General features: G+C 67.9%; 26 protein-coding genes. 14 read left to right on the forward strand and 12 right to left on the reverse strand.

All coding sequences use genetic code 11. From position 1 onward, the window contains the following. Positions 1-171: 171 nt before the first annotated feature. Both C6Y44_RS02790 and C6Y44_RS02795 read left to right on the forward strand, forming a co-directional pair. Entirely contained in the window at positions 172-1,413 is a 1,242-nt protein-coding gene (locus C6Y44_RS02790) for an aspartate aminotransferase family protein (protein ID WP_120281311.1), read from the forward strand. A gap of 22 nt (positions 1,414-1,435) precedes the next feature. Then, the gene (locus C6Y44_RS02795; RefSeq protein ID WP_159416802.1) at positions 1,436-1,930 is read left to right on the forward strand and encodes a DUF3830 family protein; all 495 of its coding nucleotides are present in this window, start codon (positions 1,436-1,438) and stop codon (positions 1,928-1,930) included. A gap of 69 nt (positions 1,931-1,999) precedes the next feature. Here the strand turns inward: C6Y44_RS02795 and C6Y44_RS02800 are convergent, their stop codons facing one another. Further along, on the reverse strand, positions 2,000-3,370 hold the full coding sequence (locus tag C6Y44_RS02800) for an amidase (RefSeq protein WP_174246940.1): 1,371 nt from the start codon (positions 3,368-3,370) through the stop codon (positions 2,000-2,002). Positions 3,371-3,402: 32 nt separating this feature from the next. Next, positions 3,403-4,317 carry a D-2-hydroxyacid dehydrogenase gene (locus C6Y44_RS02805; RefSeq protein ID WP_269072426.1) on the reverse strand — a complete coding sequence of 305 codons (915 nt, stop codon included), beginning with the start codon at positions 4,315-4,317 and terminating at the stop codon, positions 3,403-3,405. Between the two features lie 140 nt (positions 4,318-4,457). Between C6Y44_RS02805 and C6Y44_RS02810 the strand changes: the two genes are divergently transcribed. From C6Y44_RS02810 to C6Y44_RS02820, 3 genes are read left to right on the forward strand one after another with little or no spacing between them, the layout of a single operon-like run. Beyond that, the gene (locus C6Y44_RS02810; RefSeq protein WP_159416800.1) at positions 4,458-5,198 is read left to right on the forward strand and encodes a maleate cis-trans isomerase family protein; all 741 of its coding nucleotides are present in this window, start codon (positions 4,458-4,460) and stop codon (positions 5,196-5,198) included. Next, the gene (locus tag C6Y44_RS02815; RefSeq protein ID WP_159416799.1) at positions 5,199-5,939 is read left to right on the forward strand and encodes a maleate cis-trans isomerase family protein; all 741 of its coding nucleotides are present in this window, start codon (positions 5,199-5,201) and stop codon (positions 5,937-5,939) included. After that, positions 5,926-6,621, forward strand: a complete 696-nt coding sequence (locus tag C6Y44_RS02820; RefSeq protein ID WP_159416798.1) for a GntR family transcriptional regulator — start codon at positions 5,926-5,928, stop codon at positions 6,619-6,621. Before C6Y44_RS02815 ends, C6Y44_RS02820 begins: the two co-directional genes overlap by 14 nt. Before the next feature lie 6 nt (positions 6,622-6,627). Here the strand turns inward: C6Y44_RS02820 and C6Y44_RS02825 are convergent, their stop codons facing one another. Further along, positions 6,628-7,248, reverse strand: coding sequence for a TetR/AcrR family transcriptional regulator (locus C6Y44_RS02825; protein WP_192378623.1), 621 nt, complete (start codon positions 7,246-7,248; stop codon positions 6,628-6,630). Positions 7,249-7,331: 83 nt separating this feature from the next. Between C6Y44_RS02825 and C6Y44_RS02830 the strand changes: the two genes are divergently transcribed. After that, the gene (locus C6Y44_RS02830) at positions 7,332-7,955 is read left to right on the forward strand and encodes a hypothetical protein (RefSeq protein WP_159416796.1); all 624 of its coding nucleotides are present in this window, start codon (positions 7,332-7,334) and stop codon (positions 7,953-7,955) included. 13 nt (positions 7,956-7,968) lie between these two features. On the opposite strand, the gene C6Y44_RS02835 is transcribed toward C6Y44_RS02830, so the two are convergent. The 8 genes from C6Y44_RS02835 to C6Y44_RS02870 all read right to left on the reverse strand — a co-directional run bounded on the left by C6Y44_RS02835 (position 7,969) and on the right by C6Y44_RS02870 (position 15,934). Then, on the reverse strand, positions 7,969-8,706 hold the full coding sequence (locus tag C6Y44_RS02835) for an acetoacetate decarboxylase family protein (RefSeq protein WP_159416795.1): 738 nt from the start codon (positions 8,704-8,706) through the stop codon (positions 7,969-7,971). 70 nt (positions 8,707-8,776) lie between these two features. Continuing rightward, positions 8,777-9,652 carry an aldo/keto reductase gene (locus C6Y44_RS02840; protein WP_159416794.1) on the reverse strand — a complete coding sequence of 292 codons (876 nt, stop codon included), beginning with the start codon at positions 9,650-9,652 and terminating at the stop codon, positions 8,777-8,779. A gap of 50 nt (positions 9,653-9,702) precedes the next feature. Further along, on the reverse strand, positions 9,703-10,305 hold the full coding sequence (locus tag C6Y44_RS02845) for a P-loop NTPase family protein (RefSeq protein ID WP_159416793.1): 603 nt from the start codon (positions 10,303-10,305) through the stop codon (positions 9,703-9,705). Positions 10,306-10,343: 38 nt separating this feature from the next. After that, complete coding sequence (locus tag C6Y44_RS02850) at positions 10,344-11,393, reverse strand: acyl-CoA dehydrogenase family protein (RefSeq protein ID WP_159416792.1); 1,050 nt, start codon at positions 11,391-11,393, stop codon at positions 10,344-10,346. Continuing rightward, the gene (locus C6Y44_RS02855; protein ID WP_159416791.1) at positions 11,390-12,361 is read right to left on the reverse strand and encodes an acyl-CoA dehydrogenase family protein; all 972 of its coding nucleotides are present in this window, start codon (positions 12,359-12,361) and stop codon (positions 11,390-11,392) included. Before C6Y44_RS02855 ends, C6Y44_RS02850 begins: the two co-directional genes overlap by 4 nt. Then, positions 12,358-13,518, reverse strand: a complete 1,161-nt coding sequence (locus C6Y44_RS02860; protein ID WP_159416790.1) for an acyl-CoA dehydrogenase family protein — start codon at positions 13,516-13,518, stop codon at positions 12,358-12,360. The genes C6Y44_RS02855 and C6Y44_RS02860 overlap by 4 nt, the downstream gene beginning before the upstream one ends. Next, positions 13,518-14,390, reverse strand: a complete 873-nt coding sequence (locus tag C6Y44_RS02865; protein WP_120281323.1) for an enoyl-CoA hydratase — start codon at positions 14,388-14,390, stop codon at positions 13,518-13,520. The genes C6Y44_RS02860 and C6Y44_RS02865 overlap by 1 nt, the downstream gene beginning before the upstream one ends. Continuing rightward, positions 14,387-15,934 carry a FadD3 family acyl-CoA ligase gene (locus tag C6Y44_RS02870; protein WP_159416789.1) on the reverse strand — a complete coding sequence of 516 codons (1,548 nt, stop codon included), beginning with the start codon at positions 15,932-15,934 and terminating at the stop codon, positions 14,387-14,389. Before C6Y44_RS02870 ends, C6Y44_RS02865 begins: the two co-directional genes overlap by 4 nt. 44 nt (positions 15,935-15,978) lie before the next feature. Here C6Y44_RS02870 and C6Y44_RS02875 point away from each other — a divergent pair, with 44 nt between their 5' ends. The 5 genes from C6Y44_RS02875 to C6Y44_RS02895 all read left to right on the forward strand — a co-directional run bounded on the left by C6Y44_RS02875 (position 15,979) and on the right by C6Y44_RS02895 (position 20,189). Continuing rightward, complete coding sequence (locus C6Y44_RS02875; RefSeq protein WP_159416788.1) at positions 15,979-17,187, forward strand: acyl-CoA dehydrogenase family protein; 1,209 nt, start codon at positions 15,979-15,981, stop codon at positions 17,185-17,187. Beyond that, positions 17,184-17,999 carry an SDR family oxidoreductase gene (locus C6Y44_RS02880; protein ID WP_120281326.1) on the forward strand — a complete coding sequence of 272 codons (816 nt, stop codon included), beginning with the start codon at positions 17,184-17,186 and terminating at the stop codon, positions 17,997-17,999. The genes C6Y44_RS02875 and C6Y44_RS02880 overlap by 4 nt, the downstream gene beginning before the upstream one ends. A gap of 34 nt (positions 18,000-18,033) precedes the next feature. After that, positions 18,034-18,657 carry a TetR/AcrR family transcriptional regulator gene (locus C6Y44_RS02885; protein ID WP_159416787.1) on the forward strand — a complete coding sequence of 208 codons (624 nt, stop codon included), beginning with the start codon at positions 18,034-18,036 and terminating at the stop codon, positions 18,655-18,657. Then, the gene (locus tag C6Y44_RS02890; RefSeq protein ID WP_159416786.1) at positions 18,654-19,802 is read left to right on the forward strand and encodes an acetyl-CoA C-acetyltransferase; all 1,149 of its coding nucleotides are present in this window, start codon (positions 18,654-18,656) and stop codon (positions 19,800-19,802) included. The genes C6Y44_RS02885 and C6Y44_RS02890 overlap by 4 nt, the downstream gene beginning before the upstream one ends. A 117-nt stretch (positions 19,803-19,919) precedes the next feature. Beyond that, entirely contained in the window at positions 19,920-20,189 is a 270-nt protein-coding gene (locus tag C6Y44_RS02895; protein WP_192378624.1) for a DUF2277 domain-containing protein, read from the forward strand. Positions 20,190-20,200: 11 nt separating this feature from the next. On the opposite strand, the gene C6Y44_RS02900 is transcribed toward C6Y44_RS02895, so the two are convergent. Further along, positions 20,201-20,713 carry a luciferase domain-containing protein gene (locus C6Y44_RS02900; protein WP_159416784.1) on the reverse strand — a complete coding sequence of 171 codons (513 nt, stop codon included), beginning with the start codon at positions 20,711-20,713 and terminating at the stop codon, positions 20,201-20,203. A 207-nt stretch (positions 20,714-20,920) separates the two neighbouring features. On the opposite strand from C6Y44_RS02900, the gene C6Y44_RS02905 reads away from it, so the two are divergent. From C6Y44_RS02905 to C6Y44_RS02915, 3 genes are read left to right on the forward strand one after another with little or no spacing between them, the layout of a single operon-like run. After that, positions 20,921-23,257, forward strand: a complete 2,337-nt coding sequence (locus tag C6Y44_RS02905) for a carbon starvation CstA family protein (RefSeq protein ID WP_404817783.1) — start codon at positions 20,921-20,923, stop codon at positions 23,255-23,257. Continuing rightward, positions 23,254-23,436 carry a YbdD/YjiX family protein gene (locus C6Y44_RS02910; protein WP_174246939.1) on the forward strand — a complete coding sequence of 61 codons (183 nt, stop codon included), beginning with the start codon at positions 23,254-23,256 and terminating at the stop codon, positions 23,434-23,436. Before C6Y44_RS02905 ends, C6Y44_RS02910 begins: the two co-directional genes overlap by 4 nt. Before the next feature lie 16 nt (positions 23,437-23,452). After that, on the forward strand, positions 23,453-24,226 hold the full coding sequence (locus C6Y44_RS02915) for a crotonase/enoyl-CoA hydratase family protein (RefSeq protein ID WP_159416783.1): 774 nt from the start codon (positions 23,453-23,455) through the stop codon (positions 24,224-24,226). Positions 24,227-24,230: the final 4 nt, after the last annotated feature.

Here is a 24,230-nt window from a genome sequence, read left to right on the forward strand (position 1 = left end):
TCCGTGGGCGATGCGGCTTCCTGCAGTGCGGATGCCCTCCGATGAGAGTGACGAAACACTGCCGTTACACCGCTCGCCGTTGCGTCGACCATCCCCGCGTGTTATCCATATTGTCAACAATCCGACAACCGGCACGAGGGTTCGCGCCCTCGGCTGTTCGGAGGGATCGTCATGACCCGTCTTTCACCCCGCCTGCTGCAGGCAACGCCCGTCACCGTCGACCACGCCGAGGGCTGTTACATCCACGGCACCGACGGACGTCGGTATCTCGACTTCACCGCCGGCATCGGCGTCACGAGTACCGGCCACTGTCACCCGCACGTCGTCGAGGCCGCCCGCCGGCAGATCGGCTCCCTCATCCACGGGCAGTACACGACCGTGATGCACCGGCCCCTGCTCGAACTCACCGAACGCCTGGGCACGGTGCTCCCCGAAGGGCTCGACTCACTGTTCTTCGCCAACTCGGGCAGCGAGGCCGTCGAGGCGGCGCTGCGTCTGGCCCGGCAGGCGACAGGACGACCCGGAATCGTCGTCTTCCACGGCGGTTTCCACGGCCGGACCGTCGCCGCCGCCACGATGACGACCTCGGGAACCCGCTTCTCCGCAGGGTTCTCGCCGCTCATGGGCGGTGTACACGTCGCTCCCTTCCCCACGGCCTATCGCTACGGTTGGTCGGAGGAGGAATCGACCGATTTCGCCCTGCAGGAACTGGATTACCTGTTCGCGACTCTCGTGGCGCCGGACGAGATCGCGGCCTTCGTCGTCGAACCGGTCCTGGGCGAGGGCGGTTACGTCCCCGGCAACACCAGGTTCTTCCAGGGATTGCGGCAGCGGGCCGACGAACACGGCATCCTGCTCGTCTTCGACGAGATCCAGACCGGATTCGGGAGGACGGGAAAGTTCTTCGGCCATCAGCACTTCGACGTGCGGCCCGACATCATCACCATCGCCAAGGGCCTCGCGAGCGGTTTCCCGCTGTCGGGTATCGCCGCCTCCGAGGAGCTCATGGAACGCGCCCGTCCGGGATCGCAGGGCGGCACGTACGGGGCGAATGCGGTCTCGTGCGCGGCGGCCGTGGCCACTCTCGACGTGATCGAGAAGGAGGGGCTCGTCGACAACGCCGCCGTGCGTGGACGTGAACTGCTCTCCGGCGCACGGGAGAACACGACCGACGCCATCGGCGACGTGCGCGGCCTCGGTCTCATGGTGGGCCTCGAGTTCACCACGGACGGAGCACCCGACCGGGAACGGGCGACCGCAGCGCAACAACTCGCCGCGCAGAAGGGGCTGCTGCTGTTGACCTGCGGTGCACACATGAACGTGGTGCGCATGATCCCGCCGTTGATCGTCACCGCCCAGCAGATCGAGGATGCGCTCGGGATCTGGTCCGAGGTCCTCGCCGAGGTCCGATAATCCGTCGAACGAGGGAGTCCGCGTGGCCCGATACATCACGATCACTCTCGACAAACGCGACATCACGTGCAGAGCACGGCTTCTCGACGACGAGGCGCCGCTCACCTGCGCGGCGGTGTGGGACGCCCTGCCGCAGAGCGGCTCGGCGTTCCATGCCAAGTACGCCCGCAACGAGCTCTACACCCTCGTCCCGAGGATCACCGCGGCACCGCACCGGGAGAACCCGACGGTGACGCCGATCCCGGGGGATGTGTGCCTGTTCGACTTCGAACCGTGGGAGATCGGTAATTCCGCATACGGTTACGAACCCGGATCGCAGGCCCACGCGCAGCAGGGAGCAACCGACCTCGCGTTGTTCTACGGCCGGAACAATCTGCTGCTCAACGGCGACGTGGGGTGGGTGCCGGGCAACGTCTTCGCGACCATCGAGGAGGGACTGCCCGAACTCGCCGTCGCGTGCAACGACCTGTGGATCCAGGGGGTCGTGGGGGAGACGTTGAGCTTCGCACGGGCATAGACGGCCACTGCACGGGAAACGGCACCGCGTACTTCGCGCGGTGCCGTTTCTCTTGGTGCTCCTCCTGTCTCAGCTCAATGCGTACTCGGCGAATCGCGCGACGGCGAGCAGCAGGTCGTCCGAGTGCCGCGGCCCGACTATCTGCAGACCCACGGGCAGACCCGCCGAAGTGGTGCCCACAGGAATGCTGATGGCCGGCTGCTGCGTGAGATTGAAGGGATAGGTGAACGGGGTCCACTGCGGCCACGAGGTCAGCGACGAACCCGACGGCACGTCGTGACCGGCCTCGAAGGCGGGGATCGGCATCGTCGGCGTGATCAGCACGTTGTACTTCTGGTGGAAGATCCCCATCGTGATGCCGACGGCCGCCGCGACCGCGCGGGCCTCGAGATAGTCCACGGCACCGAGTTGTTCGCCGTGGGACCACACGCGTCCGAGGCCGGGATCCACCTTGTCCCGCGTGCCCTCGGGGAAGGTCTTCAACATCGTGGCCGCGCCTGCCGCCCAGAGGTTCTCGAAGGCCTCGAGCGGGTCGGTGAAACCGGGATCGGCGGCGGTCACCCGCAGTCCGGCCTCGTCGAGGACGCGGACCGCCCGGTCGACGATCTTACCGACCTCGGGGTCCACGTCGACGTAGCCGAGGGTCTTGGAGTAGGCGACGTCCATCCCCACCACCTCGCGGTTGAGGCCGCCGCGGAAGGTCGTCAGGGGCGGCGCCAGGGCCGTCGGGTCCCGGGGATCGGGCAGCGCGAGGATGTCGGTGAGCAGCGCCGCGTCCTCGACCGTCCGGGTGATCGGCCCGGCGTGCGCGAGCGGCCCGAACGGGCTGGCGGGAAAGATCGGGATCCGGCCGTGGGTGGGCTTGAATCCGACGACGCCGCAGAACGATGCGGGGATGCGGATGCTGCCCCCACCGTCGGTGCCGACGGAGCACGGACCGAAGCCGGCCGCGACCGCCGCCGCGCTGCCACCGGACGAGCCACCGGCGGTCTTCGTCGTATCGGCGGGATTCGTGGTCACCCCGTACAGGGCCGAATCGGTCACCGCCTTCCACGCGATCTCCGGAGTGGTGGTCTTGCCCAGCAACACCATTCCGTCCTCGCGCAACCGGGCCGCGACCGGGCTGTCGACGTTCCAGTCCTGGTTCTCGTCGATGGCCTGCGAACCCCGCAGGGTCGGCCATCCGTCGGTGAGGAAGACGTCCTTGATCGAGATGGGGACCCCGTCGAGCAGGCCCTTCGAATAGCCGGTCCGCCACCGCTCCTCGGACCTGCGCGCCTGGTCGAGTGCCTTCTCCTCGTCGACGAGGCAGAACGAGTTGATCTCGCGATCGTGCGCCGAGATCCGATCGAGCACGGCCCGCGTCACCTCGACGGGAGACAACTCGCCCGAGGAGAACGCCGACACGAGTTCGACGGCGGTCATGTCTGTGGGCTCCATCGTGCCTCCTTCTCGTCGGACGATGCCGACTCTCACGCGCCGGGCACGTAACCCAGCTTCTTGTCCACCACGTTCCGAAGCGGTTCGCCACTGCGGTGACGGCGGAAGTTGTCGACGAAGACGTCCACCAGCGCGTCGCGCCAGCCGACGAAATCTCCCGAATTGTGCGGGGTGATCGAGACGTTCGGCATGTCCCAGAGCGGATTGCCCTCGGGGAGCGGTTCGACGTCGAGCACGTCGAGCGCGGCACCGGCGATCGTGCCCGACCGCAGAGCCTCGACCAGGTCGTCGGTGCGCACGAGTTCGCCACGCCCGACGTTGACGAAGCGTGCCTGCGGCTTCATCGCGGCGAACATCCGGGCGTCGAACAGGTGCCGGGTCTGATCCGTGAGAGGTGCGGCCACGATGACGAAATCGACGTCGGCGAGAGCGGCCGGAAGGTCGGCGGTCGCGGTGACGGTGCCGAAATCGGGGTCGTCGTCGCGAGAACGCCGGCCCGAGCCCTGGACCGTCATCCCCACGGCGGAGAGCAGGCGCGCGATCGCGCGACCGATCGGACCGGTGCCGACGACGAGCACGGAGCGACCTGCGATGCGTTCGGACTCCCGGTGCTTCCAGATGTGCTCGTGCTGGAGCCGCAGCGATTCGGGGATGTCCTTGGCGAAGGAGAGTATCTGGGCGAGCACGTATTCGGCGATCGCCCCGTCGAAGACTCCGCGGGAGTTGGTGACGACCACATCGCTGTCGCGCAGCTCGGGGAACATGAGGGCGTCGACCCCGGCCGCGGCGACATGGATCCACTTCAGGGACGCTGCGGCGTGCCAGGCTGCGGGCAGCGCGTCGGTGAGGAAGTCGTATGCGAAGAGGATGTCGGCGCCGTCGAGCGCGTCGGCCAGGCCGGAGGCGTCGGTGTAGCGCACCGTGGCGTGTTCGGCCACCGGGGCCATCCACGCACGATCCGGCACGGCTTCGGCATGAAGCACTGCAACGACCGGCTGGGCATCCACGTTGACACCGTATGAGCGCCTCGTATTATTGTCAACAATCCTCAAGGCTGAGGGAACTCTTGACGAAGCCGAGGGACCGTATGGAACTGAACATTCCCGAATTCGAAGGTCCTCTGGCTCAGCGGGGCATCGGTGTGATCGCACCTTTCGATCTCGCCCTGGAACGAGAACTGTGGCGATGGGCGCCGCTCGAGGTCACCCTGCACCTCGCTCGAACCCCCTACGAGCCGGTGCCGGTCAGCCGTGCCATGGCCGAGCTGGTGTCCGACCGACGGCACCTGATGGTCGCGACCCGCGACGTGCTGTCGGTGGAGCCGGAAGTTGTTGCCTATCTGTGTACCTCGGGCAGTTTCGTCAACGGGGTGGCCTACGAGAAGACCCTGTGCGACGCGATCTGCGAAGCGGGCGCATCGTGCGCGGTCACGACCTCCGGAGCGCTGCTCGAAGCCCTCCACACACTCGACCTCACCCGCATCTCGGTGATCACCCCCTACGACCGGGAACTCACGGACCTGCTGCACGACTTCCTGCAGGAGGCCGGAACCGAGGTCGTCCGGTCGTCACATCTCGGGCTCGGCGGCGGCATCTGGAAGGTCAACTACCGCACCATCGCCGAACACATCATCGGGGCCGATACCCCGGACGCACAGGCGATCTTCGTCAGTTGCACCAACCTGCCGACCTACGACCTGATCGCGCCACTCGAACGGGAACTCGGCAAGCCGGTCCTCACGGCCAACCAGCTCACCATCTGGGCGTGCCTGGGACGGATGAAGCTGCCCATGACCGGGCCGGGGAAGTGGTTGAGAGGAGTGTTCTGAATGCATCGTGACCGTCCGACCGTCGGGATCGTCTATCCGGATCATGCCGCCGAGGACGACTACCCGTTCGCCGCCGAACTCCTGGGGGTGAACCTGCCCGTCGCCCACATCTACGGCACCGATCTGCACGCCGTTCCCGAACTCCTCGACCTCGGCGGCCCGGCCAAGCTCGCCGGGGGAGCGGCGCAGTTCGCGGACGAGTCCCTCGACGCCCTCGTGTGGGCGTGCACGTCGGGCAGCTTCGTGTACGGGCCCGAGGGGGCACGCACCCAGGTCGAGCAGCTCTCCCGGGACGCGGGAGATGTGCCCACGACGAGCACGAGCATCGCGTTCGTCGCCGCACTGCAGGCGCTCGGCATCACCCGGGTGGCCGTGGCGGCGAGCTATCCGCGGGACGTCGCCGAACTGTTCGTCGCCTTCCTCGCGGACGCCGGTGTCGACGTCGTCTCGCTCGCCGATGCCGGCATCGACACCGCCGCCGAGGTCGGAACCCTGACCGACGAGGCCGTCCTCGAATTCGCGAGGACCAACGATCATCCCGACGCGCAAGCGGTCCTGGTCCCCGACACCGCGATGCACACGCTGCGGATCATGCGGGAGCTCGAGAAGGAGACCGGTAAGCCGGTCCTGACCGCCAACCAGGTCACCGTGTGGCACGGCCTGGAACTCGCCGGATATACAGTGGAATGCCCGGAGCTGGGCTCACTGTTCGAGGAGGATACCGATCATGGTGCTCGGTGATCTGGAAGATCTACGTCCTGTCACCCGGCCGTCCACGGCCGAGCTCATCGCCGAACAGATCCGGTCGGCCATCGTCCGGGGTGCGCTCGGTCCCGGGGAGCAGCTGGGGGAGGCCGAACTCGCGGCGCACTTCCAGGTCTCCCGGGGCCCGCTGCGAGAAGCCATGCAGCGGTTGCTGTCCGAAGGTCTGCTCTACAGCATCCGCAACCGGGGCATCTTCGTCACCGAGCTCACCTTCGACGACGTCGTCGACATCTACCGCAGCCGCTGGGTCATCGAGGGCGGTGCCCTCGACCTGGTGCTGGACGGCCGTCGCGAACAGACGTGGAAGGCCCTCGAACCGGCGATCGAGGAGATGCGCACCGCCGCCGAACGCGAGGACGCCACCGGTGTCTCGGACGGCGACCGACGTTTCCACGAGATCCTCGTGGCCAGTGCCGGCAGTCCGCGGCTCGTGCGGGCGGCCCGCACGCTGCTCGTCGAGACGCGGATGTGCCTCGGCGCGTTGCAGACCACCTATCCCGACCTGCACGTGCAGGTGGACGAGCACGTCGTGTTGCGGGAGGCGATCCGCACCGCCGACCGGGAGGAGGTGCGGCGTCTGCTCGACGAGCACCTGCACGACACGGTCACCCGGCTCCGCGAGCGTCAGAACGTCGACGGCGTGATCGCGTCCGGCTGATACCGCTCAGCCGGGCGGGGTGAACGACGACAGGGCCGTTGCGCCGATGTAGTCGGCGGCGTCCTCCACCGACAACCGTCCTGCCGCGACTTCGGTTGCGGCACAATGAACCAGGCTGTGCAGGACCGACGCCAGCCAGGACGACGACAGGTCGGTGCGGAACGTCCCTTCGGCGCGACCGCGCTCGATGAGGGCGGTCGCGCGGGCGAGCAGGCCGTCGTGTGCGGCGCGGACGTCCTCGGCGGGGAGTGCTTGTTCGGCGGCCGCGAGCAGTGCCCCCGCGTCGGCGGTCAGCGACCACGAACCCGCGATGAGGCGGTGCAGGGCGTCGCGGGGGTCGCCCGTGAGGTCGATCCGGTCCACGGTCTCCTCCGCCTCGGCGAGCGCGCGCTGCACCACGGCGGTGACGAGTTCTGCGCGAGTGGGGAAGTGGCCGTAGAGCGTGACACGCCCGACGCCGGCGGCCTTGGCGATCTCCCCGATGCTCGCGTCGGGATCACGGCTCAGTGCGACGCGCCCGGCGTCGAGGATCGCCTCGATGTTCCGCTCGGCATCCGCACGTTTCCTGGCACGGGGGGATTCCGGGCGGGGGGATTCGGGACGGGGGGATGCGTCGTGGGCGGTCACGGATCCTCCTCTTGTCGAACACTGATGTTCAGGTTACGCTGATCGCCAACTCGAACATCACTGTTCAACTTAGGCGGATCCTCATGACGAGCTCCGACATCACCACCCTCCCCGTCGATCGACCTGCGACCGGTATCGACCCGAAGGCGCTGCTACGAGGGGTGCTGTGCCGGTGGCCGAGCCTCGTCGCAGTCGCCCTCGCCGCGTTCATCCTTGCGGACGGGGGCACCGACTTCCCTGCGATCCTCACCGGCGCGGCGCTCGTCTATCTCGGTGCGGCCGTACTGGGACGTCGCAGCGCGGCCTGGCCGTTGTTCCTCGGCGCCGTCGCGCTGATCGGCATCGGCAAGGTCGCCGTCGTCGCGTTCGGAGTGGCGGTCGAGGTCGCCGTCGTGATGGTCGCTCTCGGTGCCGCCGGCGCCGTCTACGGACTCGCGCGCACCCCGGCCGGTCGGGCGATGCTCGTCGGGCCGTCGGCCGTGGCCATGCTCGGTTTCGGTGCCGTCGCGGTGGCTGCGGTGACGGTCACCCCCGTCCCGGCGGGTGTGATCGTCGGGCTCGGACTGCTCGGTCACGCCGCCTGGGACTACGTCCACTTCCGCCGGAACACCGTGGTCGCCCGCTCGCTCGCGGAGTTCTGCGGTGTGCTCGACACCCTGCTCGGTGTCGCGGTGATCGTCCTCGCCGTCTCGGGCGCGCTCTCCTGAGTCCTGGGGATCGTCAGACGACGGTCGCGTCGCCGAAGGTCATCCGCAGATCGGGGATCGACGACGAGGCCAGTGCGCGTCGCGGCAGACCGAGCGACCGCAGTTCGTCGGCGATCGGATGCGTCCCCAACCGCAGGGTCGCGCCGCCGAGCCGGGTGCGCACGCCGCTCGGATTCATCTCCCAGGTCGTGCAGCGGGTGACGTCGTCGATGTGCGAGTAGGCGGCGAGCGAGGCCGCGAGACCCTTGCCCGGAACCGGAAGTCCGGGCGCCACGGTCAGTTCGGCGATCAGCGCTCCGTCGGCGGAGACCGAACCACGTTTGGTGCTGCTGTCGTGGTCGGCGTCGAAGTCGGCGAGGGTCTTCGGGAAACCCCAGATGCCGCGTCCCGCCGCGAGAGTGAAGTCGCCGTCGACGGGCAGGTGGTGGATGAGCGCACCGGCCTGCCCGCCGACCAGGCTCCGCCAGTCGTCGACGATGCCGTCGCCGCGGTTGCGGTGGTTGCGGACGAGGAAGCACACCCCGAACTCGTTGTACGGGCCGAGATCCCCGTCGACGTAGTCCACGAAGACGATCGTGCAGATCCCGTGGCCCGGCCGGTACTGCAGGATCTCGAGCCCGGTGTGGGCGACGAGTTCCTGCGCGGGGCGCACGGGAACCGAGAACATCCCCATGAACGCCGTGGCCGTTCGGACCTGCACGGGCATCGTGACCGGTTTGCCCAGCACCAGATGCGTCGTCGTCTCGCTCATCGCTGCCTTCCGGAAGTCGGACGTGCGTACCCCGACAATGAGAACACGTTCCAGTTCCGGAGGGAAGGGATCAGGAGGGGGCGCCGATGTTCATCTCGTCGGGATGCGCGCCCACCCGCGTGCCGTCGTCGAGCGTGTCGAGTTCGCTGAGGTCGAGCTCGTCGAGCTCGAAGTCGAAGACGTCGATGTTCTGGGAGATGCGCTGCTCGTGCACCGACTTCGGGATGACGATCAGTCCGTTCTGCAGATGCCAGCGGATCAGCACCTGCGCGGCCGACTTGCTGTGACGGTCGGCGATGCGGGTGACGATCGGGTCGACGAGCAGGGTGTTCGGCTTCGAGTTCGGACCCCAGCCCGAGTTGCTCGTGCCCCCGAGCGGGCTCCACGACTCGACCGCGATGCCGTGCTCGGACGCGAATCGTCGGATCTCGGTCTGGGGGAGATGCGGGTGCAGTTCCACCTGATCCACCGCGGGCAGCAGCCCACCACGATCGACGAGCAGCTGCAGGTGATGCGGTTCGAAGTTGCACACCCCGACGGCCTTCGCGCGTCCCGACTCGGCGATCTTCTCGAGCGCATCCCAGGTCCGCAGCAGACGCTCGCGGTCCTGCAACGGCCAGTGGATCAGGTACAGGTCGACGTACTCGGTGCCCAGCTTCTTCAGGCTCGTGTCGAAGGCCTTCAGCGCCGGCTCGTAACCCTGATCGGAGTTCCACAGCTTCGTGGTGACGAAGATGTCCTCGCGCGGCACCGACGACGCGGCGAGCGCGCGGCCGACGCCTTCCTCGTTGCCGTAGGCCGCGGCCGTGTCGATGTGCCGGTAACCGGCTTCGTCGATCGCGTATCGGACCGCGTGTTCGGTCTCGTCGTTGGTGGCCTGCCAGACTCCCAGGCCCAGCTGCGGGATCGTCGTTCCGGAATTCAGCGTGATCGTGGGAGGTGTCATCTATCCGACGTTAGCGAGCCGCCGCGGCGGGCGCGAGGAATCCCGGACGATCAGGTGTCCTCCGGCCCGTGGGTATCGACCTCACCCGTCGGGGGACGGGAGGCGAGCAGCGCCGCCCACGCATCGACCTCGCGGCGGCTCGTCAGCCGCACGACCGGCAGATCGAGGCGCTCGGCGAGCGCGGTGAGGACGCGGTCGCGATACCCGCTATGGGTGCGCCACGCCCAGCGCACGATGTGGTCGCGATCGCGGAAGAAGGTGTGCAGGGGCGGTTCGACGTTGCCGTTCCACAACTCCTCCCGGCGCACTCTGCGTCGCAGCGTCCGCCACACCACTTGGCGCATCACCGTGCTCCGCGGCAGGTCGAGCCACACCATCAGGTCGGCGCGCTCGACGAGCAGCGGCCGCACCGCCGTGTACTGCCACTCCGTCACCCAGCGAGGCTGTGCCGTGAATTCCTCGACGTCCTCACGGAAGGACGGACGCGGCGTCCAATTCGGACCGTGATGGAGCCCGTCGATCTCGACGTGCGGAAGGTCGAGGATCTCCCCGATCCTCGCGGCGAGGGTCGTCTTGCCGGAACCGGACGTCCCCGCCACGAGGACGCGGCGGGGACGCACGGGGAGCGGAACCGAGGAATCGAGGAGGCGCATCACCGATCTTTCGCAGGGATCGCCGCCGACGATATTGCTCAGGCGGATACTGCGCTCAGGTATTCGCGCGGTTGCCCGAACAACTGGGCGCTGCCGTGCGCCCGCTTGAAGAACAACTGCGCGTCGTGCTCCCAGGTGATCGCGATCCCGCCGTGCAGCTGCACGGCCTCCGACGCGACCTGCTGGAAGGCCTCCGAACAGTAGATCTTCGCCGCGTACGCGTCCTGCGGATCCTGCGACAAGGCAGCCGCATACGACATCGATCGTGCCGTCTCCACGAGCGCGTACATGTCGGCCATGCGGTGCTTGAGTGCCTGGAACGACCCGATCGCGCGACCGAACTGCTTGCGGTTCTTCGCGTAGTCGACGGTCAGGTCGAGCACGGCCTGCGCGGCGCCCACCTGCTCGGCCGACAGGGCGATCGCCGCGGCCGCCCGCAACCGGTCGGCGAGATCGTCGGACGACGACAGGCGACGACCGGTCACCGCCGAGAACGAGACTTCCGCGAGGGAACGCGTGGGATCCATCGTGGGCACGCGGCGCCGCGACACCCCGTCGGTCTCCGGGTCGACCTCGAACAGGCCGACCGTGTCGCCGTCGGCGGCGAGCACGAGCAGGGTGGACGCGATGTCGCCGCCGAGCACGTAGTGCGCGGTTCCGGTCAGCACGTCGCCCTCGGCATTCACGCCGGGACGTTGCCAGCCGGCGGCCGACGCCCAGCACACCGCGACGATCTCCCCGGCGGCGATGCCGGGGAGCAGACGCGCCGCCGCGTCGGCATCACCGGACAGCAGCACGGTCTGCGCCGCGAGCACCGCCGACCCCAGGAACGGCGAGGGCGTGAGCGTGCGGCCGAGTTCCTCGAGGACCACGTGGGTCTCGACCCACGAGGCGCCCACACCGTCGTATTCCTCCGGAACGGCGAGGGCCGCGACCCCGACCTGTTCGACGAGCATCGTCCACAGTTCGTCGTCGTACCCGCTGTCGGTGGTGATCGCGCGCCGGACGGCAGCCGAATCGGAATGCTTGGCGAGCAGGGTTCGCACCGAGTCCCGCAGTGCGGCGCGCTCTTCCGTCTCGAACGTCACGACGCCTCGCTCTCGAGTGCCGCGACCACGCGGGCCCGGTGCTCGTCGGGGGTGCCCCACGCGGTGACGAGCGCACGGACCTTCGTGATCCACAGCGACAGATCGTATTCCTGGGTGTAGCCGATGGCGCCGTGCACCTGCAGGGCCGTACGTGCGGCGAGATAGGCGGCGTCGCCGCACGCGATCTTCGCGGCCGAGACGTCCCGGGACACGGTGGGCAGCCCGTCGCGGACGGCGATGGCCGCGCCGTGCAGCAGCGGACGTGCCATCTCCAGCGCGATCGCCACCTCGGCGAGGTGGTGCTTGACCGCCTGGAAGGAGCCGATCGCGCGACCGAACTGCTTGCGCTGCTGCGCGTACTCGACGGTGGTGTCGAGAAGAGTCCGGCCCAGGCCCTGGAGCTGAGCGGCCGACGCGAGGACACCGATATCGAAAGCCGCAGCGGTATCGGAGGATCCGAGCGACTCGCCGGCAGTGAGCGAGGCGAGCGTGCGCGACCGGTCGACCGACTCGCGCGTCTCACCCGGAGTGCCCACCGAGACGGTGCCGTCGGCCACGTGCAGCGCGAGGCCGGCGACATGCGCGTCGACCGCGTACGGCGCGTGGGGGAGCATCGCGACGGTGGCGAGCGAGCCGGCGGCAAGAGGACCGAGACGCTCGGGTGCCACGGTGGCGAGCAGAACCGGTGCCACCGCGACGGTTTCGACCACCGGGCCGGGTACGGCGTGGCGACCGAGCTGTTCGACAGCGACGACGAGGTCGACCGCGTCGGCCCCGAGGCCGTCGTGCTCCTCCGCGACGAGCAAACCGTTGACACCGGTCTCGGCCAGTCGCTCCCACACCTGCAGACCCGGTGCCGTGTCGCCGCTGTTCCACGCACGGATCACCTGCGGCATGTCCGACTTGGTGAGCAGGGCGTCGATACTGGACGCGAAGTCCTCATGGGACTCGTCGAGTGCGAATCTCATCGATCACCCCTCGGAAGGCCGAGCAGCCGCTCGGCGATGACGTTCTTCTGGATTTCGTTGGTACCGGCGTAGATCGGTCCCGACAGCGAGAACAGATAACCGTCGGTCCAGCCGTCGACGAGCTCGGCGTCCGCTCCCTGCAGGTCGAGCGCCGTCTCGTGCGCGGCGATGTCCCATTCGGACCAGAACACCTTGTTGATCGACGATTCGGCGCCGAGCTGCCCGCCCGCGGTCAGGCGCGTGACGGTCGCCCAGGTCGACAGTTCGTAGGCGCGGGCACCGATCCATGCGTCGGCGACGCGGTTGCGCAGCGCGGTGTCGCCGTGGAGGCCGGACTCGCCGTAGGCGCGCAGTAGCCGATCGGTGGTCGCCAGGAAGCGGCCCGGTGCGCGCAGCGACAGGCCGCGCTCGTTGGAGGCGGTGCTCATCGCGACCCGCCATCCCTCGTTCACCGCGCCGATCACACCGGACTCGCCGGGACGCTCCGGATCGTCGGGGACGAAGACGTCCTCGAGGAAGATCTCCGCGAAGCCCGGCTCACCGTCGAGCTGCGGGATCGGTCGCACGGTGACGCCCTCGGCCCTCAGGTCGAACATGAAGTAGGTGATGCCCTTGTGCCGCTGGGCCTCCGGGTCGGAGCGGAACAGGCCGAAGCCCATGTCGGCGTAGGACGCCCGCGAGCTCCACGTCTTCTGCCCGTTGAGCAGCCAGCCTCCGTCGACCTTCGTGGCGGTGGAGCGCAGCGACGCGAGGTCGGAGCCGGACTCGGGTTCCGACCAGGCCTGGGCCCAGATGTCGTCGGCCCGGGCCATGCGCGGCATGATGCGGGCGAGCTGCTCGGGATGAGCGTGCTCGAAGAGGGTGGGGGCGAGCAGGAAGATGCCGTTCTGGCTCACGCGTCCCGGGGCGCCCGCACGGTAGTACTCTTCTTCGAAGACCACCCACTGTTCGAGCGTCGCGTCGCGTCCGCCCAGTTCTTCGGGCCAGGAGACGACCGACAGTCGTGCGTCGGCCAGGCGCCGTTCCCACTCCCGGTGCTGTTCGAAGCCCTCCGCGGTGTCCATCGACTTCAGCGGTGTGCTCGGAACGTTCGCCTCGAGGAAGGCACGCACTTCGTCGCGGAACGCGACGGTGGCGTCGTCGAGTTCGAGATTCACTACTTGGACCCTTCCTGGACCGGGCGCGCGCTCGCGGCCATCGACTTGGCGTTCATGCCGCCGAGGGAGTCGGTGCCGACCTCGGCGTTGTAGGAGTGGGCGAAGTGGTGCAGGCCGAACACCGAGTCCATGCCGTTGCGCATGCCCATCTGGTCCTCGCACTGGTTGACCGCACGCTTGGTGAGCGCGAGCCCGAAGCGCGGCATCTCCGCGATGCGGGCGGCGAGGGCGAGGGTCTCGGACTCGAGCTCCTCACGCGGGACGACCCGGTTGACCATGCCCACCTCGTACGCGCGCTGCGCCGAGAACCGGTCGCCGGTGTAGAGGATCTCCTTGGCGAAACGAGTGCCGAGAACCCAGGGATGGGCGAAGTACTCGACACCGGGGATACCCATGCGCACCACGGGATCGGAGAAGAACGCGTCGTCGGAGGCGACGATGAGGTCGCACACCCACGCGAGCATCAGACCGCCGGCGATGCAGGCGCCCTGGACGGACGCGATGGTGGGCTTGGGGATCTCGCGCCAGCGACGGCACATCCCCAGGTACACCTCCATCTCACGGGCGTAACGCTGGTCGCCGCCTTCCTTGTCGACGTGGTCCCACCACATGACGGCCTTGTTGTCGTAGTGCACGTGGTGATCGCGTCCGGGGGTGCCCAGATCGTGACCGGCCGAGAAGTGCTTGCCGTTGCCGGCCAGCACGATCACCTTGACCTCGTCGTCCTCGACGGCCTTCTCGAACGCCGCGTCGAGCGCGTAGGTCATGACCGAGTTCTGGGCATTGCGATAGTCGGGGCGATTCAGGGTGACGATCGCGACGCCGTCACGCACCTCGTAGGTGACGACATCGGGCTCGAACGGGACGGTCATGACTTCTCCTCACGCAGAACGTTCTTCAGTACCTTGCCGGACGGATTTCGGGGCAGCGCGTCGACGAACCGAACCGAGCGCGGCGCCTTGAAGTTGGCGAGTTTGTCTCTGGCATACGCGATCACGTCGTCCTCGGTGAGCGGATGTCCGTCCAGCGGGACGACGAACGCCCTGCCGACCTCACCCATGCGCTCGTCGGGAACGCCGATCACGGCGACCTCGTGGACCCCCGGCAGGCGCAACAGCGCCGCCTCGACCTCGGCGGGATAGACGTTGAAACCGCCGCTGATGTACATGTCCTTGAGGCGGTCGGTGATGTCGAGATAGCCGCGGTCGTCGAGGACGCCCACGTCGCCGGTGTGGAGCCAGCCGTCCTCGTCGATCGTCTGCGCGGTGGCCTCGGGATCGTCGAGATAGCCCAGCATCACGTTGGGGCCGCGCAGCAGGATCTCGCCCTTGTCGCCGATACGCACCTCGAAGTCGGCCGTGGCGCGGCCCGACGAGTTCGACACGGTCACGGGGTCGTCGTCGATGCGGCACATCGTGGCGACCACGGCCTCGGTCTGTCCGTAGGCGGTGAGCACGGCGTCGAAGCTCAGTTCGTTCTGCATGCGTTCGACGAGCGAGACGGGAACCGGTGCGGCACCCGTGACGGCCACGCGCAGATTCGACATGTCGTAGTCGCCGCGGCGCGGGTGGTCGAGGATGCTCTGATAGATCGTCGGTGCGCCGGGCAGCACGCTGATGTTCTCCTGCGCGACGATCGCCATGACCTTCTCGGTGTCGAAGACGGCCATCGGGACGACGGTGGAGCCGGCGAGCAGTGCGGCGACGAAGCCCGCCTTGTAGCCGAAGCTGTGGAAGAACGGGTTGATGATCAGATAATTGTCGTCGGGGGTCAGCGCGGCGCAGTCGGCCCAGGCCTGTGCGACTCCGATGAGCTGGCGGTGTGCGCTCAGCACGCCTTTGCTGCGACCGGTCGTGCCGGAAGTGAAGAGGATGTCGGAGACGTCGTCGGGCTGCACCGATCGCGCACGCTCGTCCGCCTGCGCGAGCAACGGCTCGGTGGCGAGACCGAGGAAGTCGTCCCATCCGATCACGTCGTCGCTCGGGTTGTCGTTGCCGCCCAGAGGGATCCGCACCACTGTCGGAACGACGAGATCGGGCGCGGCTTCGCGCAGCGCGGCGTATCTGTCGGTGCCGAGGAAATCGCCGGCGACGACGAGCGCGGTGGCGTGGACCCGTTCGACGATGTCGGCGGCCTCGGTGCCGGTGTAGCGGGTGTTGACGGGGACGAGGACCCCGCCCGCCCAGTGCACGCCCAGGGCGGCGATCTCCCAGTGGAACGTATTGGGTGACCAGACCGCGACGCGGTCGCCGTTCTTCAGGCCTCGTGCCACGAGCGCCGCAGCGAAGACCCGGACGCGTTCGTGCAGTTCGGTGAAAGTCAGCCGGGTGTCGCCGTCGACGAGGGCGAGCCGGTCCGCGTGGTCGCGAGCGGCACGGATGAGGGCGGCCGGCGTGGTTCCGGGTGTTGTGTTCACGTAGCTCCCTACCTAGCAATTGCTTGGTAGGTTATCGTACAGACGTGCACCAGAGCGAGAGCCAGGACAATGCGGAGTTCGCGGCCACCGTACGACAGTGGCTCGAAGACAATCTGACCGGCGAATTCGCCGAGCTCAGAGGCAAGGGCGGACCCGGCAGCGAACACGAATTCTTCGAACAGCGACTCGCGTGGGATCGTCACCTGGCAGAGTCCGGATGGACCTGCATCGGATGGCCCACCGAGTACGGCGGACGCGGCGCGACGATGGATCAGCGCGTGATCTTCCACGAGGAGTACGCGAAGGCGAATGCCCCTGCGCGCGTCAACCACCTCGGTGAAGAACTGCTCGGCCCCACCCTCATCGCCTTCGGGACCGAGGAGCAGAAGAAGCGCTTCCTGCCCGGAATCCGCAACGTCACCGAACTGTGGGCGCAGGGCTACTCCGAGCCCGGAGCGGGCTCCGACCTCGCCAACGTCTCCACCACTGCCCGTCTCGAAGGCGACAAGTGGGTGATCAACGGCCAGAAGGTCTGGACGTCGCTCGCACACGTCGCGCAGTGGGCCTTCGTCGTGGCCCGCACCGAACCGGGCTCGACGCGGCATCACGGACTGAGCTTCCTGCTCGTCCCGCTCGACCAGCCCGGCGTGACGGTCCGGCCCATCCAGCAGCTCACCGGCACCTCCGAGTTCAACGAGGTCTTCTTCGACGACGCCGTCACCGACGCCGACCTCGTCGTCGGTGCCCCGGGTGACGGGTGGAAGGTCGCGATGGGACTGCTGACCTTCGAACGTGGCGTCTCGACGCTCGGCCAGCAGATCGGCTTCGCCCGCGAACTCGACGGCATCGTCGAGATCGCCCGCGAAAACGGCGCGTTCGACGACCCGCACATCCGTGAGCGGATCGCCCGGGCCCGGATCGGGTTGCGCGTCATGCGCGCTCACGCCCTGCGCACCCTGGGCGACGCCGATCCCGGCCAGGCCTCGGTGGCCAAGCTGCTGTGGGCCAACTGGCATCGCGACCTCGGTGAGCTGGCGATGGACGTGCAGGGCGCGTCCTCGCTCGTCGGACCCGACCACGACCATGCCGGGAATCCCTCCGACATCACCGATCCCGAACATCTCGAACTCGCGCAGTGGCAGCGACTGTTCCTGTTCACCCGCGCCGACACCATCTACGGCGGATCCAACGAGGTCCAGCGCAATATCATCGCCGAGCGCGTGCTCGGCCTTCCCCGGGAGGCACGTCCGTGACCGCTACACCCCAGACCACCTCGCCCCTCGCGACCCCGCCCGTCGAGACCCCTGGCCACGGCCTCCTCGCAGGCAAGAAGGTCGTCGTCACCGCCGCCGCGGGCACCGGGATCGGGTTCTCGTCCGCACGACGAGCACTGCTCGAGGGCGCCGACGTGCTGATCTCGGACTTCCACGAGCGTCGTCTCGGAGAAGCCGCGGACAAGCTCGCCGCCGAGTTCCCGGAGCAGCAGGTCGCGTCGATCGTGTGCGACGTCTCGTCCACCGAGCAGGTCGACGCGCTCATCACCGGGGCGGCCGAACAGCTCGGCCGCATCGACGTCCTCATCAACAATGCGGGCCTCGGCGGTGAGACGCCCGTCGTGGACATGACCGACGACCAGTGGGATCGCGTCCTCGACATCACCCTCACCAGCACATTTCGCGCAACCCGCGCTGCGCTGCGGTACTTCCGATCGGTCGACCACGGCGGTGTCCTCGTCAACAACGCCTCGGTCCTCGGCTGGCGCGCGCAGCACTCGCAGGCGCACTACGCCGCCGCGAAGGCCGGCGTCATGGCCCTGACCCGCTGCTCGGCGATCGAGGCCGCCGAGTACGGCGTGCGGATCAACGCGGTAGCCCCGTCCATCGCGCGTCACGCCTTCCTCGCGAAGGTCACCAGTGAGGAACTGCTCGATCGGCTCGCCTCCGACGAAGCGTTCGGGCGCGCAGCCGAGGTGTGGGAGGTCGCGGCGACGATCGCGATGCTCGCCAGCGACTACACCACCTATCTGACCGGCGAGGTCGTATCGGTCTCCTCCCAGCGCGCATGATCTCGCCCTCCTGTCGGCTTGAAAGGATGTCCGTATGACTCCTGCTCGTGACGACAACAGCGGCAAGTCCGGGCGCCGCGCGGAACTGCTCGACATCGCTGCCGAGCTGTTCGCCTCGCGAGGCGTCCGGGCGACGACCGTACGCGATATCGCCGATGCCGCCGGCATCCTTTCCGGCAGCCTCTACCACCATTTCGATTCGAAGGAGTCGATGGTCGACGAGATCCTGCGCGCGTTCCTCGGCGACCTGTTCGACAGCTACCGCAAGATCGTCGCGTCCGACCTGCCGTCGCGTGACACGCTCGCAGCGCTGGTGACGACCTCCTACGAGGCGATCGACCGGTCGCACGCCGCCGTCGCCATCTACCAGGGTGAGGCCAAGCATCTCGAAGGCGACCGCTTCGCCTACATCGGTGAACTCAACATCGAGTTCCGCGACCTGTGGGTGGGCGTGATCGAACGCGGCGTCGCCGACGGTTCCTTCCGTCCGGATCTCGACGTCGAACTCGTCTTCCGATTCCTGCGCGACACGGTCTGGGTCGCGGTCCGCTGGTACCGCCCGGGGGGTGCGCTCAGCATCGACCAGGTTGCCCAGCAATACCTTTCCATCGTTCTCGACGGACTGTCGAATCAGAACTTCCCTAAGGAGCAGCAATGACCGAGGCCTACATCGTCGACGCGGTGCGCACCCCCATCGGCAAGAAGAAGGGCGGGCTGGCGGACGTGCACCCGGCCGACCTGGGCGCGCACGTCATCAAGGCGGTCGTCGAGCGCACGGGCATCGACCCGGCCGACGTCGACGACGTGGTCTTCGGCTGCGTCGACGCCATCGGTGGGCAGGCCGGCAACATCGCTCGCACGTCGTGGCTGGCCGCCGGCTACCCGCAGCACGTGCCCGGCGTGACCGTCGACCGTCAGTGCGGGTCGAGCCAGCAGGCGCTGCACTTCGGCGCGCAGGCGATCCTGAGCAACACCGCCGATCTCATCATCGCCGGCGGTGTCCAGAACATGTCGCAGATCCCGATCTCCGCGGCCATGATCGTCGGACAGCAGTACGGCTTCGACACCCCCTTCGGCGGGTCGACCGGCTGGACCGAGCGCTACGGCAGCGACGAGGTCTCGCAGTTCAAGGGCGCCGAGATGATCGCCGAGAAGTGGGACCTCAGCCGCGAGGAACTCGAGAAGTGGGCGCTGCAGAGCCACGAGCGCGCCAAGGCTGCCATCGCCGAGGGACGCTTCGAGAACGAGATCGTGCCGCTCGGTGATGCGGCCGTCGACGAGGGCCCGCGCGAGACCAGCCTCGAGAAGATGGCGTCGCTGCAGCCGCTCGTCGAGGGTGGTCGTCTCACCGCCGCCGTCGCCAGCCAGATCTCCGACGGTGCGTCCGCGGTGCTGCTCGCCTCCGACGAGGCCGTGAAGAAGTACGGATTGAAGCCCCGCGCGCGCATCCACCACCTCAGCGCCCGCGGCGACGACCCGATCTTCATGCTCACCGCTCCCATCCCGGCGACGCAGTACGCCCTCGAGAAGACCGGTCTGACGATCGACGACATCGACCTCATCGAGATCAACGAGGCCTTCGCGCCGGTCGTCCTGGCGTGGATCAAGGAGATCGGCGCCGACCCGTCGAAGGTCAACGTCAACGGGGGCGCGATCGCCCTCGGTCACCCGCTCGGCGCGACCGGCACCAAGCTCATGTCGACGCTGCTCAACGAACTCGAGCGCACCGGTGGCCGCTACGGCCTGCTCACCATCTGCGAGGGTGGCGGCACCGCCAACGTGACCATCATCGAACGCATCTGACCTGCTCCTTCACATTCGCGCGCCCGTTCGTCATCCGCTGCAGCAATTGCCGTAGCGGATCGACAGCGGGCGCGCGAATGTTCGGTTCGGCACTCGAGTGGCGTCTACCCTCGAAGCATGTGCCGGAACATCACGGAGCTGCGCGGGCTCGAGCCGGCTGCGACCGCCGAGGAGATCGAAGCGGCCGCGCGGCAGTACGTCCGTAAGGTCAGCGGGATCCACAAACTCTCCGATGCCACGCGCGAGCCTTTCGAGCAGGCCGTCGCCGAGGTCACCGCAACGACCACGCGCCTACTCGAAGCCCTTCCCGATCGTCGGCACCCACCGCCGACGGTTCCGCCGCTGCGCCGGCCCGAAGTGCGCGCGAGGATCGCAGCGCAGAGCTGACGCGGCCGGGATCAGATAGCTGCGAGCCCGAGCGGCCGCCCGCTCGCATCCGCGCGCTGCCCACCCGCAGCGAGATACGCCTCTTCGACGATCGCCGAGCAGACGGCGAACTCGTCCTCGTCGCGCGGACCGTAGAGCATGACGACGATCGGTGGGAGGACACCACGGCCGACCAGGCTGTGGTACTCGACCCAGCCCGCGTCGATCAGTTTCTCGGCGAGACGCGTCGGGAGGTTGACATGAAGGCTGCCGTCGGAGTGCGGATGGATGTGTCCCCACTCGCCGCCCAGAATGTCGGGAATCGACGGCGGTTCCGGTGGCGTGTGAAGGAAGAACGCAACAGTGCCGGGCACGGACACCCCACTGGCGCCGCGCGTGACGCCCGGCAGTGCCAGCGCATGGTCGCGCAACCTGTTCTGCCATTCGACCGGAGCGTTCTGGTCGAGTTGCATGTGAGGATTGGTGGGAGTCGTCGTCGGCCGGTCACCGCGACGAATCGGTATGTCGAGTTCTGCGTGAGTCATTCGTGCTCCTGTCGGTGGCGCTTTTCACTCCAGTGTGGTCGATCCGATCGGGCGACAGGCGTCCGGGACCGTTCCGCACCAGGCGCCCGAACTGCCGTCGGAGAGAGGGTCCGGTCCGGTAGCGTCACGCACGTCAGCAGCGTGCACGTTGTCGAGGTCCGTCGCCGACACTCCGCGGATTCGCGACGGTCCTGGTGAGGAGCAGCCATGCCCCCGGAACCGGTGTCGGACATCGCGTCGCAGTCCCTCCCGGAGGAACGTCCGGACGTCGAATATCTTCGGACCGATCCCGATCTGCCACCCGTCGGTGTCGTCGACCGCACTCCCATCTCGCCGACCGCACGCATCGTCTTCCTCGTCCTCGCAGTTCTGGGCGCGTTCGCGTGGTCGATGATCGCGTTGGTGCGCGGCGAGGAGATCAACGCCGTCTGGTTCGTCATCGCCGCCGTCTGCACCTATCTCGTCGCCTATCGCTTCTACGCGAAGTTCATCGAACGCAAGATCGTGCAGCCGCGCGACGACCGTGCGACACCTGCGGAGGAACTCGAGAACGGCAAGGACTACATGCCGACGGACCGTCGGGTGTTGTTCGGCCACCACTTCGCCGCCATCGCCGGCGCGGGCCCACTCGTCGGCCCGGTGCTCGCCGCGCAGATGGGTTATCTGCCCGGCACGATCTGGATCATCGTCGGTGTCGTCTTCGCCGGTGCGGTCCAGGACTTCCTCGTCCTGTGGATCTCGTCGCGCCGCCGCGGGCGCAGCCTCGGCCAGATGGCCCGCGAGGAACTCGGACCGATCGGTGGCGTCGCGGCGCTCATCGCGGTCTTCGTCATCATGATCATCCTGATCGCGGTGCTGGCATTGGTGGTCGTGAACGCGCTCGCCGACAGTCCGTGGGGCCTGTTCTCCATCGCCATGACGATCCCCATCGCGCTGTTCATGGGCGTCTATCTGCGCTACCTGCGACCCGGCAAGGTCGCGGAGGTGTCACTGATCGGCGTCGTCCTGCTGCTCGTCGCGATCATCGCGGGTGGCTGGGTCGCCGAGACCGACTGGGGCGCCGATTGGTTCACCCTCTCCCCGGTGACGATCTCGTGGCTGATGATCGCCTACGGATTCGCCGCGTCGGTACTGCCGGTGTGGTTGCTGCTCGCCCCGCGCGACTATCTGTCGACCTTCATGAAGGTCGGCACCATCGTGCTGCTGGCCATCGGCATCCTCGTCGCGCGTCCGGCCCTGGAGATGCCCGACGTCACGTCGTTCGCCATCGACGGTGACGGCCCGGCCTTCGCGGGGTCGCTGTTCCCGTTCCTGTTCATCACCATCGCATGTGGCGCACTGTCGGGATTCCACGCGCTCATCTCCTCGGGCACCACCCCGAAACTGCTGGAGAAGGAGAAGCAGACGCGGCTGATCGGCTACGGCGGCATGCTCACCGAGTCGTTCGTCGCGATCATGGCCCTGGTCACCGCGTGCATCATCGACCAGCACCTGTACTTCACGCTCAACGCACCGGCCGCCCTCACCGGCGGCACCCCGGAGACCGCCGCCGCCTACGTCAACGGACTCGGCCTGGGATCGCCGGACATCACTCCCGAGCAGATCTCCGCCGCCGCGGAGGGCGTGGGGGAGGAGTCGATCATCTCCCGTACCGGTGGTGCCCCGACGCTCGCGTTCGGCATGTCGCAGGTGCTCAGCGATCTGTTCGGCGGCGACAGCCTCAAATCGTTCTGGTACCACTTCGCGATCATGTTCGAGGCGTTGTTCATCCTCACGACCGTCGACGCGGGAACGCGTGTCGCGCGGTTCATGCTCTCGGATTCGCTCGGCAACTTCGGTGGCCCGGCCCGTCGCTTCAAGGATCCGTCCTGGCGTCCCGGTGCGTGGCTGTGCTCCGCAGTGGTCGTCGGCCTGTGGGGTGCGATCCTGCTGATGGGCGTCACCGACCCGCTCGGTGGCATCAACACTCTGTTCCCGCTGTTCGGCATCGCCAACCAGTTGCTCGCCGCGATCGCCCTGACGGTCGTGCTCACCATCGTCGTGAAGAAGGGACTGGTGAAGTGGGCCTGGATCCCCGGTGTGCCGTTGGTGTGGGACCTGATCGTGACCATGACGGCGTCGTGGCAGAAGATCTTCTCCGGCGACCGCGCGGTGGGGTACTGGGCCCAGCACCGCGCTTTCGTCGACGCGAAGAACTCCGGCGCAACCACATTCGGTTCGGCGAGGACGGTCGACGAGATCGACGCCGTCATCCGCAACACGTTCATTCAGGGCACCCTGTCGATCGTGTTCGCGAGCCTCGTGCTGATCGTCGTCGCGGCCGGGGTGGTGGTGTGCATCAGATCGATCCGCGCCGGAGGTATGCCCACCACCGAGACACCTGACGTCCCGTCGAAGATCTTCGCGCCCGCCGGTTTCGTGCCCACACCGGCCGAACGGGAACTGCAGAAGGAGTGGGACGAGTTGATCGCCTCGGGCAAGGTCCGGGCCCCGGGAGCCGCGCACACCCATGCCTCGCATCACAAGGACGGAGACGGGTCGTGATCGCCGTACTGCGTCGTGCGTGGTGGTGGATCGGTGCCGTCATGGGCGACCACGACTACGCGCGGTACGTCGATCTGCACCGCCGCCAGCATCCGGATCGACCACCGCTGAGCGAACGCGACTACTGGCGTGAGCGGCACGCCGCAGCGGATGCGAACCCGGGAAGCCGATGCTGTTGAGCGGGGGAGGGCGGGCATGACGAAGTACGAATCGATCCGCGTCGAGACGCGCGATCGGGTGACGACCGTGGTCATGGCCCGTCCCGAGCGCCGGAACGCGGTCGACGGTCCGATGGCCGCCGAACTGGCCGACGTGTTCAGGGCATTCGACGCCGACCCTGCCGCCGATGTCGCTGTCCTCCACGGAGACGGTGGAAACTTCTGTGCAGGAGCGGATCTCACATCGATCGGTACCGACCGGCAGAACGTTCTCGGTGCGGACGGCGACGGCCCGATGGGACCGACGCGCCTCGTGCTTTCCAAACCGGTGATCGCGGCGGTGGAAGGCTACGCGGTTGCCGGTGGACTCGAACTGGCGATCTGGTGTGATCTGCGCGTCGTCTCCTCCGACGCGGTGTTCGGTGTCTTCTGCCGCCGGTGGGGGGTGCCGTTGATCGACGGCGGCACCGTTCGGCTGCCGCGCCTGATCGGCACGAGTCGGGCCATGGACATGATCCTGACGGGCCGGCCCGTCGGTGCGGCGGAAGCACGCGAATTCGGCCTGGCCAACCGCGTGGTCGAACCCGGAACGACGCGCGACGCCGCCGAACGCATGGCCAGGGAGATCACAGTCTTCCCACAGACCTGCATGCGCAACGACCGCCGCTCGGTCTACGAACAGTTCGGCCGCTCCGAATCCGAGGCGCTCGGATTCGAATTCGCCCTCGGCACGGAGTCCGTTGGAAGCGACACGGTCGGAGGGGCAGCGCGGTTCGCGTCCGGGGAGGGCAGACACGGTTCGTTCTCCTGACCCG

It is taken from the genome of Rhodococcus rhodochrous (genome assembly GCF_014854695.1).
GTDB lineage: Bacteria > Actinomycetota > Actinomycetes > Mycobacteriales > Mycobacteriaceae > Rhodococcus.